Raw genomic sequence first — 17,423 nt, forward strand, 5'->3', positions numbered from 1 at the left:
TAGTATATAAAAAATATTATTTTCTAATTATAATTTTCTCGTAAAATAGAGTTTGATTACTAATTTTATTCTTGGTACTAAAGAAACAAACAAGGATTGATCTTAAAATAAGCTCCCAATTTTTTTGCTTGTGCTTTGCTAATGGCTCGTTTGCCGTTAACTATCGAAGAGATTAAACCTTTTGAAGGACTAATAATTCCAACTAAAATTAGTCTTGGATTGAAGATTTGGCTAAAGTTGCCATTATATTTTTGAGTAAATACTGCTAGACTAAACTTAGTCTATAAACTAAGTCTATATGGAAATCGTTAATATTCACCAAGCTAAAACTCAGTTGTCCAAACTGCTGACACGGGTAGCGTTAGGAGAAGAATTTGTTATTGCTAATCGAGGAGTACCCGTAGCAAAACTTTCTCCTTATCAAAAAACTATTACTACTCCTCGAACGCCAGGAAGACTAGCAGGTCAAATTGAAATTGCCGAAAATTTTGACGAAGTAGACGAACATATCCTTCGTTTATTTGAAGGAGAAGAAGCTTGAAACTTCTTTTGGATACTCATTGCTGGTTATGGTGGTTGAATGAACCGCAAAAATTAACCTCTTCGATGCAACAAGCCATCTGCGATTCTGAAAATGAATTATTTCTTTCTGTAGCAAGTATTTGGGAAATTGCCATTAAGGTAGCTATTGGCAAACTTACAATTCCCCAACCTTTATCTCAATTAGTTACCGAACAATTACCGCTAGACGGTATCAACACTCTCGATATCCGAATGATTCACGTTCTCAAGATTGAAGAGTTACCACTTCATCATCAAGATCCTTTTGATCGCATTTTAATAGCACAAGCAATTTGTGAAAATCTGACTATTATGACTTGCGATCGCAAATTTGTTGCTTATCCAGTTTCTCTTAAAAAATAATTAGTTAAGAAACCAGTAACGGTGCTGCGGATAACAACTTTTGGGTATAAGGATGCTTGGGTGAAGTAAAAATCTTTTCCTTACTATCTAACTCGACAATTTGACCCCCATTCATTACCGCAATGCGATCGCAGAAAAATCGAGCAACCCAAAGATCGTGAGTGATAAAGAGGTAAGTAAGGTTAAATTCTGCTTTTAATGCCAACATTAACTCTAATACTTGGGTTTGTACTGTCGCATCCAACATACTGACGGGTTCGTCGCAAATAACTAACTGAGGATTAGTAATCAAAGCACGAGCGATCGCAACTCGTTGTTGTTGTCCTCCTGATAATTCGCTCGGATAACGATGATAATATTGTTCTACTGGAGTTAAACCCACTTTTTGAAGCATCATAGCTACTTTTTGCTTCGCTTCGGCAGGTGTAGCTAGTTTATGAATTAATAAAGGATCGGCGATACTATCTCCTACAGTCATTAAAGGATTGAGACAAGCGTGGGGATCTTGAAAAATCATTTGCAGTTGACGGCGTTTTTGACGCATTTGCGATCGTGATAGTTTAGTCAAATCTTCTCCCATAAATTCTACCGATCCGCTAGTGGGTTTAATTAGCTGCAAAATCGTGCGGGAAAGAGTACTTTTACCACAACCAGATTCTCCGACTAATCCTAAAGTTTCGCCTGGATAGAGATCGAAATTAATTCCATCTACAGCCTTAATAACATTCTTTTGTTGAGAAAATAATTGCTGAACGAAATTACTTTCTAAAGTGAAATGCTGTTTTAAATCTTTTAGCCGTAGGATGGGTTGGGGATGATTTAATTTGGACGAATCACCATTCGCCTCTACAGCTTGTAAATGCAACGCTGCTTCTAATAAAGACTGGGTATATTCGTGTTGAGGATGATGAAGAATCGATTTAACTGCACCAGACTCAACCATCTTACCGTTATACATAACCGCCACGCGATCGCAATATTCCCCAATCATCGCCAAATCGTGGGAAATTAATAATAAAGCCATTGACCTTTCCTTACATAAACGAGTCAATTCCGTTAAAATCTCTGCCGAAACAGTCACATCAAGACTAGTAGTAGGTTCATCGGCAACAATCATTTTAGGATTGAGAAGTAAAGCAAGAGCGATCGCAACTCTCTGACGCATTCCACCACTAAATTCATGGGGATATTGTCCCCAACGATTAGCAGGTATCCTCACCGCATCTAAAGCTTCAATTGCTTTTTGTTTCGCTTCACGATGAGATAAATTTGGTTGATGTGCTTTTAAAGTTTCCAAACAATGATCGCCAATTGTCATTAAAGGATCGAGACGCGTCATCGGATCCTGAAAGACTAAAGCCACGACTTCACCACGAAATTGACGTAATTGACGGGGATTTAAGTCAAAAACCGACTTATGATTAAAGTTTACTGTTCCTTCAGTGCTGCTACCATCAGGTAACAACCGCATAATTGCCCTACCAATAGTAGACTTCCCACAGCCAGACTCTCCGACTAAACCCAATTTTTCCCCAGGATTGAGAGAAAATGAGACATCATCAACAGCCCAAATAGTTTCAGATTGAGATTTGCGGGGATAAGCAACTCTGAGATTGTTAACTTCCAGTAGAGTCATAGATGCTAGCAGTTAGAAGAAATATAGCAAGTCTACTGCATTTTAATTACTGAAGGAAAAAGTTGCAGCTTTTCCAAGAAAAAAAATATATACAAAAAAGTTTTTATAAACTTCTTTGATTAGATAAATATTCAATTTTTTCTCCTGCAAATTCTTCAAATAATTGCCGATGACTTTGAAGAGAAAATTCATCATCTCTTGTCTCGTATTCTTTTACCCAATCGAGCAACATGGTTAGATTTTCATGCTGAGCCTCTGGAGAAGGATATTTATGAGATTCCCAGGGACGAGCAAGACAGTTTTGCACGCAGGTATCAATCCCAGGATTAAGAAAAATCAACTTAGTACAATGACGAATAGCTTCTGTTAACAAGCTGGAATAACAACCTTCAATTACCCAATTGTCATTAGTTTTAATAAATTCAGATAAATCTTTTAAACTATCTTCCATGTTTCTCCTGACAGTAGGATTTTCTACTTCCCAGGCTAAAGTATCTAGATCGAGATGTGCTAATTCGTAATTCTGCTTCAAAGCTAATGCCATCGTCGATTTTCCTGAACCAGAATTACCAAAAATTACTATTTTATTCACAAGCTAATTGAAGATCTTGCAATGCGATCGCTCTCATAATACACCAGTAACCAATCAACTATCAACCATTCACAAAAATCTAGATGTTTACGCTAATTCTAAAACCTAAAAACCGCTATAAATTTCATCCCTACTATTTCCCGATCGCTTTCTAACTTGAAATTAGTTATATTTAGGAAGTAGTATATGCGACACATTGGTATTATTGGTGCTGGTCAAGCTGGTTTATACTTAGGTTTTAGTTTAATTGAAGCAGGTTATCGAGTCACTCTGTTTGCTGAACGTTCTCCTGAAGAAATTTTTAATAGTCAACCTTCTGCATTGGCAGTATTGTTTTCTGATGCGCTGGAATTAGAACGTAATTTGGGACTTGATTTTTGGAGTGATGAGTTTGATGGTTGCGAACAATTCCTTTGTCAAGCATACGATTCTGAAGGAAATTTACTCTTAAAATTCTCTTCTGCTATAGAAAAACCTTGGCAAGCGATCGATCAACGTCTCAAATTTTCGCTGTGGATGCAAGAGTTTGTTCGTCGAGGTGGTGAACTAATTGTAAAAACTGTCACCATAGCTGATTTAGAAGAATGTGCTAAAAAGTATGATTTAGTCGTCGTAGCTGGTGGAAGAGGAGAAATTTCTAGATTATTTGAACGAGATAAAAAAAAATCAATCCATAACCAACCAAAAAGACATTTAGCAGGAATAATTATTAAAAACCATTCAGTTTCCCAGAAAACTTTTAAACTAGCTAATCTTCCTGGTATTGGCGAGATTATTCAAACTACTTTTTTCCACAAGTATCAAATTCCTACTACTGCGATCGGTTTTGAAGCCTATCCAGGCGGTATGATGGATCGTTTTAGTCAAGTACAAAATGGTCAAGAACTTTTAGCGATCGCTAAAGAAACTATCAAACAGTTTTTACCTGGAGACTACGAATTAATTAAGGATAGCGAACTTGCCGATCCACAAGGTTGGTTACGTGGCGCAGTTACTCCTACTGTTCGTAAACCAGTTGCTTATTTACCTTCTGGTGCAATGGTGATGGGAATTGGTGATGCGGTGATTCTTAATGATCCTATCTGCGGACAAGGAGCAAATAGTGCTACAAAAATGTCTAAATTAGTTACACAAAGAATTATTGAGGTTGGTCAAGGTAGCTTTGAACCTACTTGGATAGAAGCAGTTTTTGAAGAATTTTGGCAATATTCCCAATACGTTAATGCTTATGCAGATTGTTTACTAGAACCTCCTGCCCATTTACCAAAGATTTTGATGGCAATGGCAGAAAATCCAGCCATAGTTACAGATTATCTCAACGGAGTTAATCATCCTCCCGCATTATCCCCTTGGTTTTTTAAACCAGACGCAGCAGAACAATATCTAGCTAAGAAAAATTTGTTAATTTAGCGATTTCTTTTCTGAAAAACTGAAAATGTAGAGTTAATCGCCAAGTAACTGACAAAATTTCTGTTGCTCGTTTTCTTTCTCAACTACGCAAATTATTTTGCACAATTACTTATTAAAAGACAGAATATTTGACAACTCCAAATTGATCGCTGATAACAGTGGAAGCAAATTTTCTAACTGAGTAGCAATGAAAATCGGAGTGGCTGTCCTAGGGGTAGGACGTTGGGGAGTGCATTTTGTCAGGAATATGTCTCAACATTCTCAAGTAGAATTAGTTGCGATCGCAGACCCTCATCCTAGTCAATTAAATTACTGTGTCCAACAGTTTGGCATCGATCCAACCAAAGTAACTTTAGCGACTGACTGGGAAACTATCCGAGAATTAGACAATCTTCATGCCATAGTGGTGGCTACCCCTGCGTCTACACATTACGACCTGATTTATGATGCTCTTTCCAGAGGTTATCATGTTCTAGCCGAAAAACCCCTTACTCTCAATCCTGAACAATGTCTGGAACTAACCAAATTAGCTACATCCAAACAGTTACAATTGTTAGTCGATCATACTTATTTATTTAATTCAGTCGTTCAAAAAGGTCAACAAGTAATTCAATCAGGTAAATTAGGTCAATTACGCTACGGCTATGCCACTCGTACTCATTTAGGACCCGTCCGTCAAGATGTTGATGCCCTTTGGGATTTAGCTATTCATGACATTGCAATTTTTAATCATTGGTTAGGACAAACTCCAATCAAAGTTCAAGCTAGAGGAAAAGTTTGGTTACAACCAGAACATCAAATGATTATTTCTAACCAGGTTGGGTTAGCGGATTTAGTTTGGTTGACTCTGTTTTATCCTGACGGTTTTGAGGCAAATATTCATCTGTGTTGGTTAAATCCTGATAAACAAAGAAGACTATGTGTAGTTGGTAATGAAGGTACTTTAATTTTTGATGAAATGTCCCAAGCAACACCTTTAACGATCCAACAAGGTTATTTTGCTCAAGAAGGCGATAAATTTATTCCTCAAGGACAAAATTGCCAAATTATTGCCACCGAACCAGCCGAACCCCTTTCTCAAGTATGCGATCGCTTTATTACTGATATTCTCAAGGGTAGTAGTTCCACTCTCTCCTCTGGTTGGGTAGGAACACAATTAGTGCAAATTTTGACTGGTTTGACTCGTTCTTTAGAACAACAAGGGGAAATTATTGCTCTACCTACTTTTAGTTCCTAGACGAACCCTTACTAAAGGCGATCGCTTTAGGCATTACTTTTGTTACGGTAAGGGGTAAACAGTCCTACTGGTTTGTACAATTTGCCTGGGGATATCCTGTGCCTACTCATTTTAGACATGAATTTAAAGAGTTGATGAAGAGATAAATTTAGTCGCTTGATTAGGATAAGTTAAAGGGTAATTGAGCGAATTTTGAGCGGATAAACAGATTGTGGTTCTGTGTGTTGTGGTCAGAACTCCCGATTATAAAGTAGCGCAGCCAACGAGCGTGGAGGGAGTCGAACCCCCGACCAACAGAACCGGAATCTGTTGCTCTATCCACTGAGCTACACGCCCTTACGATTATTAAGAATAACACGTCTTAACTAAATTTAAAGTAAGCTCTTCTAAACTGTAGCAAGAGATTAATACCTACTAAGATGATGTTTTGTTGGATAGTTATGTTATCGATAAGGCAAAGCAGAAGGACGAGACTTTTAAACGCCACTGCCACAAAAGATTGATTTCAAGAAAATCTGGGCATATTAGTAGCACGTTGCTTTTTGAGTAATGTTTTGCCCGCTCGATTAATTAAGGTAATGGCTACTATAACTTCTCAAGGCTCTACCATTTCGTTAGCAAAGATTTTTGGATTATTTACTGTTTGCTTTTATGTTTTATTTACTTTATTAGCTGATAGCCATAGTTTAATGGTTCTTTATCCTGTGGTTTTGCTTTGGCAAATAGGTTTGATGCTGCCTATTTTGTGGTTACTCATGCTAGTTTGGCAGGGAAAAAAATTAGCTTTAGGTAATCATTTAGATTGGCTAGTTGGATTGGGTTTAATTGCTGTGGTTATTTCTACAGTTTTTGCTCAATTTAAATCACAAGCAATTTGGTATGGTTGGGCAGCTTTTGGTTTAATTGCTGTTATTTATTTAGTTAATTATTATGGTGCTACTCCGCAAAATAGATTTCGATTTTTAGTTAAACAAGGATATTTAAATTTAGCTTTAATTATTGTTAGTTTATGTTTGTGGTTTACTCAAACATTACTACCAGAGTTAGCTCGTTTGCAACAACTGAAACAATCGGGAATTAATTTAGCTTTTGATTTTTCAACTATAGAATTACGGAATTGGTCACCTTTTGGACATCAAAACTATGTCGCTGGTTATTTAGTTTTAGCTTTACCTTTATTAATTGGTTTGACTATTTTGGCAACAGATTGGCGACGTTGGTTGTGGTTGAGTGGATGTATTTTAGGATTACTCGATCTTTATACTACTAGTTCACGGGGTGGTTGGTTAGCGGTAATTGCAACTTTTGTGATTGGTTTATTAATTCTCTTGTGTTTTAGTCCTTTACCTCGTCTTTGGCTAGTTTTGGGAGGAATAGGTAGTTTGATTGGGCTTAGTTTGGTGATTTTAGCTAATAATCGTTTCAATAATTTGATTATGGCAGTCATTAAAGGACAAGGAGGATCAGAATTGGCTTATCGCACTATCAATGCGGTAATCGGTTGGCGGATGGGAATTAGTCACCTTTGGACTGGAGTAGGATTGGGTAATGTTGCTTTACTTTATCAAAGGTATCGTCCTACTTGGGCAGGAAGAGAATCAGAATTAGCATTTCAATTACATAGTACTCCTGTTCAGCTTTGGGCTGAAATTGGTATTTGGAGTGTAGTGTTAGAAGTAGGCACGAGCGCATTTTTGGGGTTTTTCTTATTCAAATTGTTGCGTGAGGGCAATAATTTAGTTACAAGCGATCGCATTTTGAGTTGGTGTCTTTATGCTAGTTTGTTTGCTTACGGGGTAATGAGTCTGACTGATTATCAGTTAGATAATATGGCAATTAGCGGTACTTTAGTTTTATTTGGGGGTATTTTAGCTGCTATTTGGCGGTCAAACTCTTCTTGGCAACGGCAATTAAAAAAAGTTCAATCCAGTTTGAGTTTAGTAGGATTAGGAATTACTTTGGCTGTAATAATTTGGTTGTTTCCTGTACATCGTGCTTGGCAACTTTCTAGTCAAGGTTTTATGGCACTCAATCAAGGAGACAAAAATACTTTTATTGAAAAATTAACAAAAGCTAATCAGTTAGCACCTTGGGAACCTTATTATTCCGCTCAACTTGGTTGGAATTTGGGTGAATTTGCGCTAGCAAGTAGTAATGTAGAGGAAAAACAGCAATTATCTCTAGCAGCAATTGAATGGTTGCAAAAATCAATCACTGCATCACCTTATTCAGAATTTGGTTATAGTAATCTTGGTTGGTTAGTTTTAAATAGTAATCCTTCAGCAGCAACTCAAGCCTTTGTTAAATCAGCAGAATTGATTCCAGCTAAACGCGGTGTTTTCTACGGTTTGGGAGTTAGTTTATTAGTGCAAAGACAAATAGATTTAGCTACAGAAGCCTTTACTTTAGAAATTTTACGTGATCCTGTGTTTGTTACTAGCCCTGTTTGGCAATCTCCTTTGCTAAGACAAATTTATCCTTTAGTTTTAAATCGCTTAGAAACTAAATATAGTGAATTGATTAAACAAAATTCTGACAATTCCTTTTGGCATCTTTGTCGAGGTAGTTTGTATTGGTGGGAAGGAAATTTAGCAGCAGCAAAACAAGATTGGCAACCTTTAGCTAATCCTTTAACAGAAATATTGCTTGAAATTGATTCTGATTCAGAATTAAAAGCTAAAATCAATGCTTTACCAAAATCATCAACTCAATTACTCCTTAAAGCTTGGTTTGAGCCAGAAAATCGACCTCAATTACTCCAACAAGCATGGTTGCTACACAAAGATCATATGCCTTCTTCTTTACATCAGGAGTTATTAATCTCAATGGCACAAGCAAATAGCTTGAGAGAATGGTTAATTATCAAAAATCCTATTATTCCATATCGTCGAGAACGTTCAGGATTTGGTGTAGTTAGTCGTCATATTGATGGCACTATCCCTAATGATTTTTTAGTAGTAGTTGATCATATCGCGATCGCAACTTGGTTTGAAAGTATCTTTCCTTCACCAATTTACTTTCCTGATCTTGATCGCATTTTACAAACGCAACGCGATACTTTATTAAAAACTATCTTGGCAAGCAAATAATTGAGATTATATTCAAGTTTTTTATTTGTTTAAAATTCTCAATAGCGCTCGCTATGTAACAACAATTGGCTGAGATATACTAAAAAAAACTAAACCAAGAGTGCCAAAGATAATTTAGAAAATAAACAAAAAACTAATCTTTAAATAATTGCGATCGCTATTTGAAATCTTGCAGATAAAATAAGACTAAATTCGATTCACAAAACCGATTTTAATAAAAGAGCTAGTTACACTCTAATATTTAGTTAAATCTTTTATTATTCATTTTTTCCAGAATTAATAGTAGTTAAAATTTTAGTTTCAGACTCAACTTCTGCTTGTCTTTCTTTTTCTTGAATTTGAAATTGTACTAATTGTTTTTCAATTTCAGTACGGATAGTTTGACGATATTCAAGAAAATGTTCGTTATGGGCGCACACAGTTAAATAATGTTCCCAAACCGCAGGATTATGTTTAAAAATTCCGAATAAATGATGCCAGAATTGCCAGCGAGTATTGCGTTTAAAACCTTGTCGCCAGATGACAATCATTAAAGCTTTGAGGTCAACCCAATTAGGTAAACTAGCAGGAATTTTACACTGAGACGCGCCAAGCTTAAGAAAACAACGATAAACTCGGTCTAAATAGGTTTTAGGTTCGTATAATGTCCAAAATGCTTCAATATATTCCCTAGCAATTTCCTCAATCGGACGAGTAGGAACAAAATTCATCAAAGTTGTTTGATTGATATCTTTTCTTGTCTCATCTCGCAGACGTTGTTCCTCTTCTAAACGCTTCCACAAAGCTGTATTAGGTAAAGCTTGTAACATCCCAAACATTGCCGTAGGAATAGCTGCTTCTTCTACAAAATGAATAATGCGTTGACCAGCATTTGGTTTCTCACCATCAAAACCAATGATAAACCCTGCCATTGGTCGTAATCCCGCTCTAATTATTTTATCTACTGTATCAACAAGCGAATTTCTCGTATTTTGGAATTTTTTAGTTAATTGTAAACTATCTTCGTCAGGAGTTTCGATCCCTAAAAAGACGGCGTTAAAATTGCATTGCACCATTAATTCCATTAATTCTGTATCGTCTGCTAAATCTACCGAAGCTTCAGTATTAAAAGCAAAAGGATATCGATGTTCCGCTTGCCAAATTTTTAGTTCTTTTAGCAACAATTTAACATTGCGTTTATTGCCGATAAAATTATCATCCACCATAAAAATACTTCTACGCCAACCTAATTTGTAAAGATAATCTAGTTCCTTCAAAAGTTGGGCTGGTGTTTTGGTTCGAGGTTTGCGACCATAAAGAACAATAATGTCACAAAACTCGCATTGAAACGGACAACCACGAGAAAATTGCACCGACATTGAATCATAAGCATCCAACTCTAGCAAGTCGTAGCGAGGGATAGGAGTAGCAGTGACATCGGGTTTTTCTGTAGTGCGAAACGTGCCATTTTTTTCCCTTTTTGTTAAAGCGTCGACAAACATGGGAAGAGTAATTTCTCCTTCATCTAAAATAAGAAAATCTGCCCCTGCCTCTTGCGGTTCATGGGGTAAAGAAGTAGCATAAGGGCCACCTACGGCGACTAACTTACCTCGTTGTTTTGCTGCTTTAATTTGTGCTATTAAATCATTTTTTTGAACAATCATGGCAGAAAAAATTACTAAATCTGCCCATTGCCATTCCTCTTCAGTAACCTCTCGAATATTGCGGTCAACCAAATTAAAATCCCACGTTTGGGGTAGTATTGCTGCAACGGTGATTAATCCTAATGGTGGCAATAAGACTTTACGGTTAACTAATTCTAAAATTTTGTCATAAGACCAAAAAGTTTGCGGAAATAGGGGATAGATTAATAAAATTCGCATTAAATTTTGCTCTCCTCGTCTACCTAAACTACAAATAACGTTTATACGAGAGTAGCGCAGTCTTTAGGTTAATTGGAGAACATTAATTAAATTTTTTTTGGCAATAACAGTATGGCTAATTGGAAAACCTGCGTTTAGGTTTGGATTGACGACTCCCTCCACTTTACTCTCCACTTAACCAGGCGATCGCACTTCTAATCCATTCTTCTATATTATTATTTTTCAGTAATTGATTGTCTTGACTCAGAGCAGTAATTGCTTGTTCAATTTCTATGGAAGTGTAACCAAGGGCAAGTAAGGTCATTTCTAAATCTTCAATAATTTCGGATTTAACTACAACAGAAGTGGTAGATGTTGTAATTTTTATTCCTTTAATTTCTCGCCATTGAGCAAGTTTAGATTTTAATTCTAAAGCAATTCTTTCGGCTGTTTTTTTTCCCACACCAGGAGTTTTACTTAATACGTTAATGTTACTAGTAACTATTGCTCCAACTAATTCAGAAAGTTCTAAAGTATCGATTAAAGCTAAAGCTAATTGTGAGCCAATACCACTCACGCTAATTAACTCTCGAAATAAATCTCTTTCTGCTAAAGAAGAAAAACCATAAAGAGTGTGTCGGTCTTCCTGAATTTGTTGATGAGTAAAAATTTGAATTATTTCATCTTGTTGAACTGATAATTGACGAGAAAAACGCTGGCAAATTTGTACTTCATAGCCAATGTGATTAACTTCAATAATTAAAAAAAATCGATTATTTGTATTTTTTATTATTTCTATTATTTTTCCTTTGAAGTAACTAATCATTAGTTATTTAGTTGATGTTATTTGTTGATAATTGATTAAAGTTAAATATTGCCTTTAATTGAAAATGATATTATAGCCTTTCTCTCATTAATGAAATACAATCTAAGATACTGATTTTTTGTTGATGGTTAATCGTTAATGGTGCTGTCTCACCAATTTAAGAACTGCTATACCGTTTCTCATTGTTGTGAGGCGCAATCATCAAGTATGAGCGAAAATTTGAAAAATTGCTTTAGGAATTGTAAAATTTTGTATTTTTTAAGAAAAGATTAAAATATTATTGAGAATAAGCAATGAAATAAGGTACTTTTCAGCCGTTAAAAATTTTGGTATGATCTAAAATCAGAAATAGCATGATATTTTAGGTTTTTATTGTCTATTTTCAAAAAATATCTTGCCAAAAATCATTCAAAGCTAGATAAAATAAGAGTTTATTAAAATAGAAATATTTTTACTTTAAATAACTTAATCATTCCTTATTGACTAAGTACAATTGCAGGATTGACAATTAAGCTAATAAAAATTATGGAGATAAAAATATCTTCGAGGAATAATTTTGACCCCTGCCCCCTAACCTCTAATATTAAAGTAGAGGTCAGATATAGCAGTTCTCATACTGATGAGGTACAAAGTATTTGGATTTAAGGCAGGAGACAGGTGTTAAATGTACCTCTTGGATTCGAGAAACGCCATAACAAGTAATTAGTAATTAGTAATTAGTAAATGCAACCAGGCTTTTTTATTTCAACCAATTATTCGTACTTGATATAATTAAGCTTCCGTAATCTTACGATCATCAAGACGACGAACTGCTACTACACTAGGTTTGGGTGGAGTATTAGTAGTTTTGTCTGGCCAATTAGAACCAATCGGCACTTGACGAGTTTGAAGAAAGTCTTCCCCTGTAGTTGTCTTCATCGCAAAGGAGCGAGTTTCAGATTTCAAATCTTGCCGAATACCATTAAATTCACCTGGATGTTGAGGCGCAAGGAATAAAGTCTTTTCATCTGCGGTTAACCAAGGGCCACAGATTTCGCAATCCATAGGGCCGTAGGCAAATAAATAACCTTCACCTGCATTCACACCAGAGGTAGGAAAATACCAAACGGAGTTGTTGCCAAACAAACCTCGTAAATTAGACTGACTGACAGGAGTTCCTTCAGAATCAACTCGACTAGGAATTGCTTGATTATGTTTATCTGTAGACATATCTGTTACCATCCAAAGATTACCCTGGCGGTCAAAGAGAAGATTATCGGGATTAGAGAATCCTAAACCTCCTTCGGCTGGTTCACCGCCTGTAGCAAACAATTCCCACTGAAAAGTCATGGCTGCTGAATCTTGATTATCTTCGACTAATTTCATAATCCAACCGTGTTCGTAGGCAGATTCACCGTTAGGCCCTTGGAAAATGTTTTGATTGGGACTACCATCCTTTTCATCAGGAGAACCAGAGGTAAAAGCGATAAATAAAATTCCTTCATTGTTAAGATCAGCATCTTCAGGACGGGCGGTACAAGTTGCACCAGCAGCACTGGCTGCAAAATGGGCATCAATTAAAATAGCTCCTTGTAATTCTTCTTCATTATTACCTTGGTATAAATCTGCTAAAGTCTTGTATTTTTGAGCAAAAGCTTGAGCAAAAGAATCTTCTGTTACTGGAGTAAAACCACCGTCAGGACGATTAGGTAAAGGAATCATTCCTCCAGTGTGGACACTAGGCAGATCTGGATTAATGAGGGTATCTGGTTGAAGCGCAATCCAACTACCTGTACCATCGGGATTAAACTTAGCAGCGTAAAGCATTCCCTTTTCCATCAGACGCGAATTTTCTTTGCTAGTAGGGTCTTGAACTATATCAGTACTAATGAACTTATAAAAATGACCGCCTCGGCGATCGCATCCTGAATATACTGCTAGATTTTTGCCAGCTACTGCTCGAAAGGCAAAGGCTTCGTGACGATAACGACCCAACCAGGAATGTTTAGTTCCGTAATCATTAGGATTAGCGGGATCGACTTCAACTGCCCAACCATATTTATTACCTTGATAACCAAAAACATTACCCTGTCCAGCTAAATCCTCAATTTCTCCTGCTTCGGTAACCAAACTAAAAGGTACAGTACTGGGAGGAAAGGAAGTACCATCGGCATAAACTGCTTCTGCTACCTCACCTTGAAAATTTTCTTCCGCACTAAAAACTGTACCCCAAGGAGTAGTACCACCAGCACAATTTTGATGAGTACCAATAATGCGATCGCTCAAACCATCTAGATAACCTTGTCCACTATTCTTACGAAATACTGTTGCTGCCGGGCCGGTTACTTTTAAATATTTGCCATCTTCAAGACCAGAAATACCAGTAATACGGCGATCGCTTTTATTATAGGTGCGTTCCCAACTGCCATCGGATTTTTTACGAACGGAAATAATCGATAAACCAGCATCATATTGAGCAGCTTTAGCAATTTCGTAAATTTTATTCTTGAGAGGATCGCCTTCGGGTAGAGAAAAAGCGTCAATTTCACCTCCTGCTGCTGTCATCGCTGCCATCACCTCATCAAAGGGCAGAGACTTACCAATTACTGCTTGATAACTTTGTCGCCAGGGTTTAGCACTGACATATTCGTGATTAACAACTAAATAACCTTGATTGGGAGAAGTTTCGATCAGAGTAACGTAGTCATTGTTATAACCAAAATGATCTGATTCACCAATGCGATCGCCCCATGAGATAATTACCTGATAAGTAAAGCCTTCTGGTAAAACAAGATCATCAACCACTTCAAAAGTACTGAAACTTTCTTTTTGTTCAGCAGCAGAAAGACCATAAATTTCTAAAGGCATTGTTCCTTTAATCGGTGGAAAGATATTGCTAGGGGAATTTTTTGCTACAGCAACACCCCCAGTAGGCAAAAGTTTCTGTTCATTTTGTGCCATATCCTTGAGGGCAATCGAACCCACACCTGCACCCAAAAACATCAGAAAATGCCTACGCTTAATTCCCATAACCAGTTGCTTCTTCCTTTAAAATTTTTACTCAACTCTTCCAGATAAGATCAAGTTTCAACTCTGATTAAATTAGAGGGATTGATCCACACCATCAAAGAATCTATCGAGCAAAATTTAAGAACTGGTAATTTTCAAATTAAGATTGTTATTTAAAGAAAGCCAAAATATTTCAAACCTTCCAAAATACCGCCTGCACAAACAGCTTCAGCGAGGTAAAGAGAATCATTTTGATTTGTTTGATACCACTGACGCAATTCTGATTTAGCATTACCAACAATAATGCCTTTTTCATCTCCTTTAAACAAAGCAATATCATTACCAGAGTCACCACAGGTAACCGTAGCTTCAGCAGTAACCTCCCATTTACTTCTAAGGAATTGAACAGCTAAACCTTTATCACCCTTGAGAGGAAGAATATCTAAATCTTGTGAACCACTGTAAACCAGCTTGATTTTAAAACCTTGAGATAATAATTCTGTTTCTAAAGTAGATAATAAGGCTTCTGCTTCTGATTCACTCAGATAATAACTAATTTTGAAAGGATTTTGCTCAGATTCAGGTTGAGGTTTAAGTTGAGAGTATTGATTAGCTATTGCTGCTATTTGTTCTCGATGCCAACCCTGAGAAAGTATCTTTGCCCATTCTCGGTCTACTTCGGCTTGACTAGGATTAAAATAAATTTCTGTGCCAACTGCCGTAATTAAAGCATCTGGAGTCAGTAGAGGTTTTTCCTGTGCCAACTGTTTATAGAGATAAAGCGATCGCCCTGTAGCGTATACTATTTTAGTACCATATTGTTGCCGATGTTGTTCTAGTTGTTGATTGAGAAGCTCTAAAGCACGATCATCGCCTACTAACGTATGGTCTAAATCTGTCACAAATAAAAATGGGTTCACTTGAATTCACTCCGTTTGCCAAATAAAAGCCCTAAACTTTAACAAAGTAGCAATCTTGAAAGCATTTTACCTCTAGCCATAGAAATAACCAAATCAACTACTTTACAACTGTTACCAGACTTGATTAGCTAGAGAACGGTTGTTATAAAAACAAGGATTGAAATTTTGGGTGTAGAACTTCGCAGTTATGTTTATTTAGACCGCTTACAACCACAACACGCTTCCTATATTGGGACAGTAGCTTTGGGATTTTTGCCTTTACCTGGAGATGCTTCTTTGTGGATTGAAATATCTCCTGGGATTGAAATAAATCGTATTACAGATGTAGCTTTAAAATCGGCAGTAGTACGTCCTGGAGTTCAATTTGTGGAAAGATTATATGGTTTGTTAGAAATTCATTCTAATAAACAGGGGGAAGTTAGAGCAGCAGGAAAAGCTATTTTACAAGCATTGGGAGTAAGTCAAAGAGATTGTCTCAAACCCAAAGTTGTTTCTAGTCAAATTATTCGCAATATCGATCCTTATCAAGCTCAATTAATTAATCGTAACCGTCGCGGACAATTATTATTAGCAGGACAAACTTTATATGTGTTAGAGGTACAACCTGCTGCTTATGCTGCCTTAGCTGCTAATGAAGCGGAAAAAGCTGCGTTAATTAATATTCTGCAAGTACAAGCGGTAGGTAGTTTCGGCAGATTGTATTTAGGAGGAGAAGAAAGAGATATTTTAGCTGGATCTGCTGCTGCTTTAGCTGCGATAGAAAATGTCGCTGGAAGAGAAACTTTTCTGGATGGAAGTAATGAATAAAATTAATTTATCGAGATTATCAATTTAATTTAATATAGGCAAGATTCTGGTTTTTGATTAATGATTAATAGTTGATTGTTCAGATACCTTGGATACCTTAATTTCCCAAGGAGTTTGAGTAAATCTTGAACTTTATTTTTAGATTTAAGTTGGTAATAGTTTTTGAACGAGGGATAATAGATTAATTAGAATTAACTTTAGGCAAATTCAATGGCAAATGTAGAACATTTAACCAAACTAAAACAAGGTTCGGTCAAATGGAGTGAATGGCTTGGTTGCAACGAACAAACGATCCCAGATTTTCGTCAAGCTAATTTAAGTAGAACTAATTTAGCAGGAGTTGATTTAGCTCAGGCTAACTTAAATAGTGCTAATCTTGATCGGGCTGATTTAACAAGTGCAAATTTAGCTCAAGCTAACTTACAATTTGCTCAATTAATTGACGCTAAATTAGCTCAGGCTAATCTTAGTAATGCGGATTTACGTCAAGCTTATTTAATTGATGCAGATCTTACTGAAATTAATGCGATCGCAGCAGATTTTCGAGAAGCAAATTGTCGTTGTGCAAATTTAAAGGAAGCAAATTTAATTGGTACTTTGATGCGAAAAGTTAATCTTCAACAAGCCAATTTAACAGCAGTAAAATTACATCGGAGTAATTTAAGTGAAGCTAATTTAGTTGAAGCAAATTTAAATCAAGCCGAACTTATTAATGCTAATTTGTATGATGCTGAATTGATCGGAGCATTTTTTTATCAAGCCAATCTTACTAAAGTTAATGCCATTAAAGTTCACGCTAGTAAAACTTATTGTTTTGCTGCTAATTTAAGTGAAGCTAATTTAAAAAAAAGTGATTTCCGTTGGTCAAATTTAACTTATGCTAATCTTCGAGACGCAAATTTAATTGGAGCTAATTTAAGAGGTGCAAATTTGAGCCAAGCTGATCTTAAAGGAGCTAATTTAGAAGGAGCAAATTTCAAAGGAGCTAATCTTACCAAAGCAGATTTAAGAGGAGCAAATTTCAAAGGAGCTAATCTACAAGATGCTATATTTAAGAATACTAAATTACAAGGAACTATTATGCCTGATGGCACTAAACATTTTTAAGATAGTTGTTAATTATTTATACCTTAGTAGAGATAATTCATGAATT

At 36.3% G+C, this 17,423-nt stretch carries 13 protein-coding genes, 1 tRNA gene and 1 pseudogene; 7 read left to right on the plus strand and 8 right to left on the minus strand.

The genetic code is table 11. The features are described 5' to 3' along the window. Positions 1–77 precede the first annotated feature (77 nt). A pseudogene (locus STA7437_RS27695) lies at positions 78–206 on the minus strand (transcriptional regulator); the annotation flags it as partial. Between the two features lie 92 nt (positions 207–298). Here STA7437_RS27695 and STA7437_RS13775 point away from each other — a divergent pair. After that, positions 299–541 carry a type II toxin-antitoxin system Phd/YefM family antitoxin gene (locus STA7437_RS13775; protein WP_015194000.1) on the plus strand — a complete coding sequence of 81 codons (243 nt, stop codon included), beginning with the start codon at positions 299–301 and terminating at the stop codon, positions 539–541. Continuing rightward, positions 538–924, plus strand: coding sequence for a type II toxin-antitoxin system VapC family toxin (locus STA7437_RS13780; protein WP_015194001.1), 387 nt, complete (start codon positions 538–540; stop codon positions 922–924). The genes STA7437_RS13775 and STA7437_RS13780 overlap by 4 nt, the downstream gene beginning before the upstream one ends. Positions 925–928: 4 nt before the next feature. On the opposite strand, the gene STA7437_RS13785 is transcribed toward STA7437_RS13780, so the two are convergent. Together STA7437_RS13785 and STA7437_RS13790 are read right to left on the minus strand one after the other, a co-directional pair. Then, positions 929–2,560: a dipeptide ABC transporter ATP-binding protein gene (locus STA7437_RS13785; RefSeq protein ID WP_015194002.1), complete on the minus strand. Its 1,632-nt coding sequence runs from the start codon at positions 2,558–2,560 to the stop codon at positions 929–931. Positions 2,561–2,663: 103 nt separating this feature from the next. Then, positions 2,664–3,152, minus strand: coding sequence for a P-loop NTPase family protein (locus tag STA7437_RS13790; protein ID WP_015194003.1), 489 nt, complete (start codon positions 3,150–3,152; stop codon positions 2,664–2,666). A 186-nt stretch (positions 3,153–3,338) separates the two neighbouring features. Between STA7437_RS13790 and STA7437_RS13795 the strand changes: the two genes are divergently transcribed. Both STA7437_RS13795 and STA7437_RS13800 read left to right on the plus strand, forming a co-directional pair. After that, a complete protein-coding gene (locus STA7437_RS13795; protein ID WP_015194004.1) occupies positions 3,339–4,562 on the plus strand; it encodes a styrene monooxygenase/indole monooxygenase family protein in 1,224 nt (407 codons plus the stop codon). A 187-nt stretch (positions 4,563–4,749) separates the two neighbouring features. Beyond that, entirely contained in the window at positions 4,750–5,799 is a 1,050-nt protein-coding gene (locus tag STA7437_RS13800; RefSeq protein ID WP_015194005.1) for a Gfo/Idh/MocA family protein, read from the plus strand. Between the two features lie 263 nt (positions 5,800–6,062). Here the strand turns inward: STA7437_RS13800 and STA7437_RS13805 are convergent. Then, a tRNA-Arg gene (locus STA7437_RS13805) sits at positions 6,063–6,135 on the minus strand. Between the two features lie 242 nt (positions 6,136–6,377). Between STA7437_RS13805 and STA7437_RS13810 the strand changes: the two genes are divergently transcribed. Next, positions 6,378–8,888, plus strand: coding sequence for an O-antigen ligase family protein (locus STA7437_RS13810; RefSeq protein ID WP_041619432.1), 2,511 nt, complete (start codon positions 6,378–6,380; stop codon positions 8,886–8,888). A 257-nt stretch (positions 8,889–9,145) separates the two neighbouring features. On the opposite strand, the gene STA7437_RS13815 is transcribed toward STA7437_RS13810, so the two are convergent. The 4 genes from STA7437_RS13815 to STA7437_RS13830 form a co-directional block, all read right to left on the minus strand. Further along, a complete protein-coding gene (locus STA7437_RS13815; protein WP_015194007.1) occupies positions 9,146–10,750 on the minus strand; it encodes a B12-binding domain-containing radical SAM protein in 1,605 nt (534 codons plus the stop codon). 163 nt (positions 10,751–10,913) lie between these two features. Beyond that, the gene (gene ruvA, locus STA7437_RS13820; RefSeq protein ID WP_015194008.1) at positions 10,914–11,555 is read right to left on the minus strand and encodes a Holliday junction branch migration protein RuvA; all 642 of its coding nucleotides are present in this window, start codon (positions 11,553–11,555) and stop codon (positions 10,914–10,916) included. Between the two features lie 771 nt (positions 11,556–12,326). Continuing rightward, positions 12,327–14,564, minus strand: a complete 2,238-nt coding sequence (locus STA7437_RS13825) for a PhoX family protein (RefSeq protein ID WP_015194009.1) — start codon at positions 14,562–14,564, stop codon at positions 12,327–12,329. A 152-nt stretch (positions 14,565–14,716) separates the two neighbouring features. After that, positions 14,717–15,463 carry a sucrose-phosphate phosphatase gene (locus STA7437_RS13830; RefSeq protein WP_015194010.1) on the minus strand — a complete coding sequence of 249 codons (747 nt, stop codon included), beginning with the start codon at positions 15,461–15,463 and terminating at the stop codon, positions 14,717–14,719. Positions 15,464–15,628: 165 nt separating this feature from the next. Here STA7437_RS13830 and STA7437_RS13835 point away from each other — a divergent pair, with 165 nt between their 5' ends. Together STA7437_RS13835 and STA7437_RS27430 are read left to right on the plus strand one after the other, a co-directional pair. After that, a complete protein-coding gene (locus STA7437_RS13835) occupies positions 15,629–16,270 on the plus strand; it encodes a microcompartments protein (RefSeq protein WP_015194011.1) in 642 nt (213 codons plus the stop codon). A 210-nt stretch (positions 16,271–16,480) separates the two neighbouring features. Next, on the plus strand, positions 16,481–17,377 hold the full coding sequence (locus tag STA7437_RS27430) for a pentapeptide repeat-containing protein (protein ID WP_015194012.1): 897 nt from the start codon (positions 16,481–16,483) through the stop codon (positions 17,375–17,377). Positions 17,378–17,423: the final 46 nt, after the last annotated feature.

This window comes from Stanieria cyanosphaera PCC 7437, assembly GCF_000317575.1.
Classification (GTDB): domain Bacteria; phylum Cyanobacteriota; class Cyanobacteriia; order Cyanobacteriales; family Xenococcaceae; genus Stanieria; species Stanieria cyanosphaera.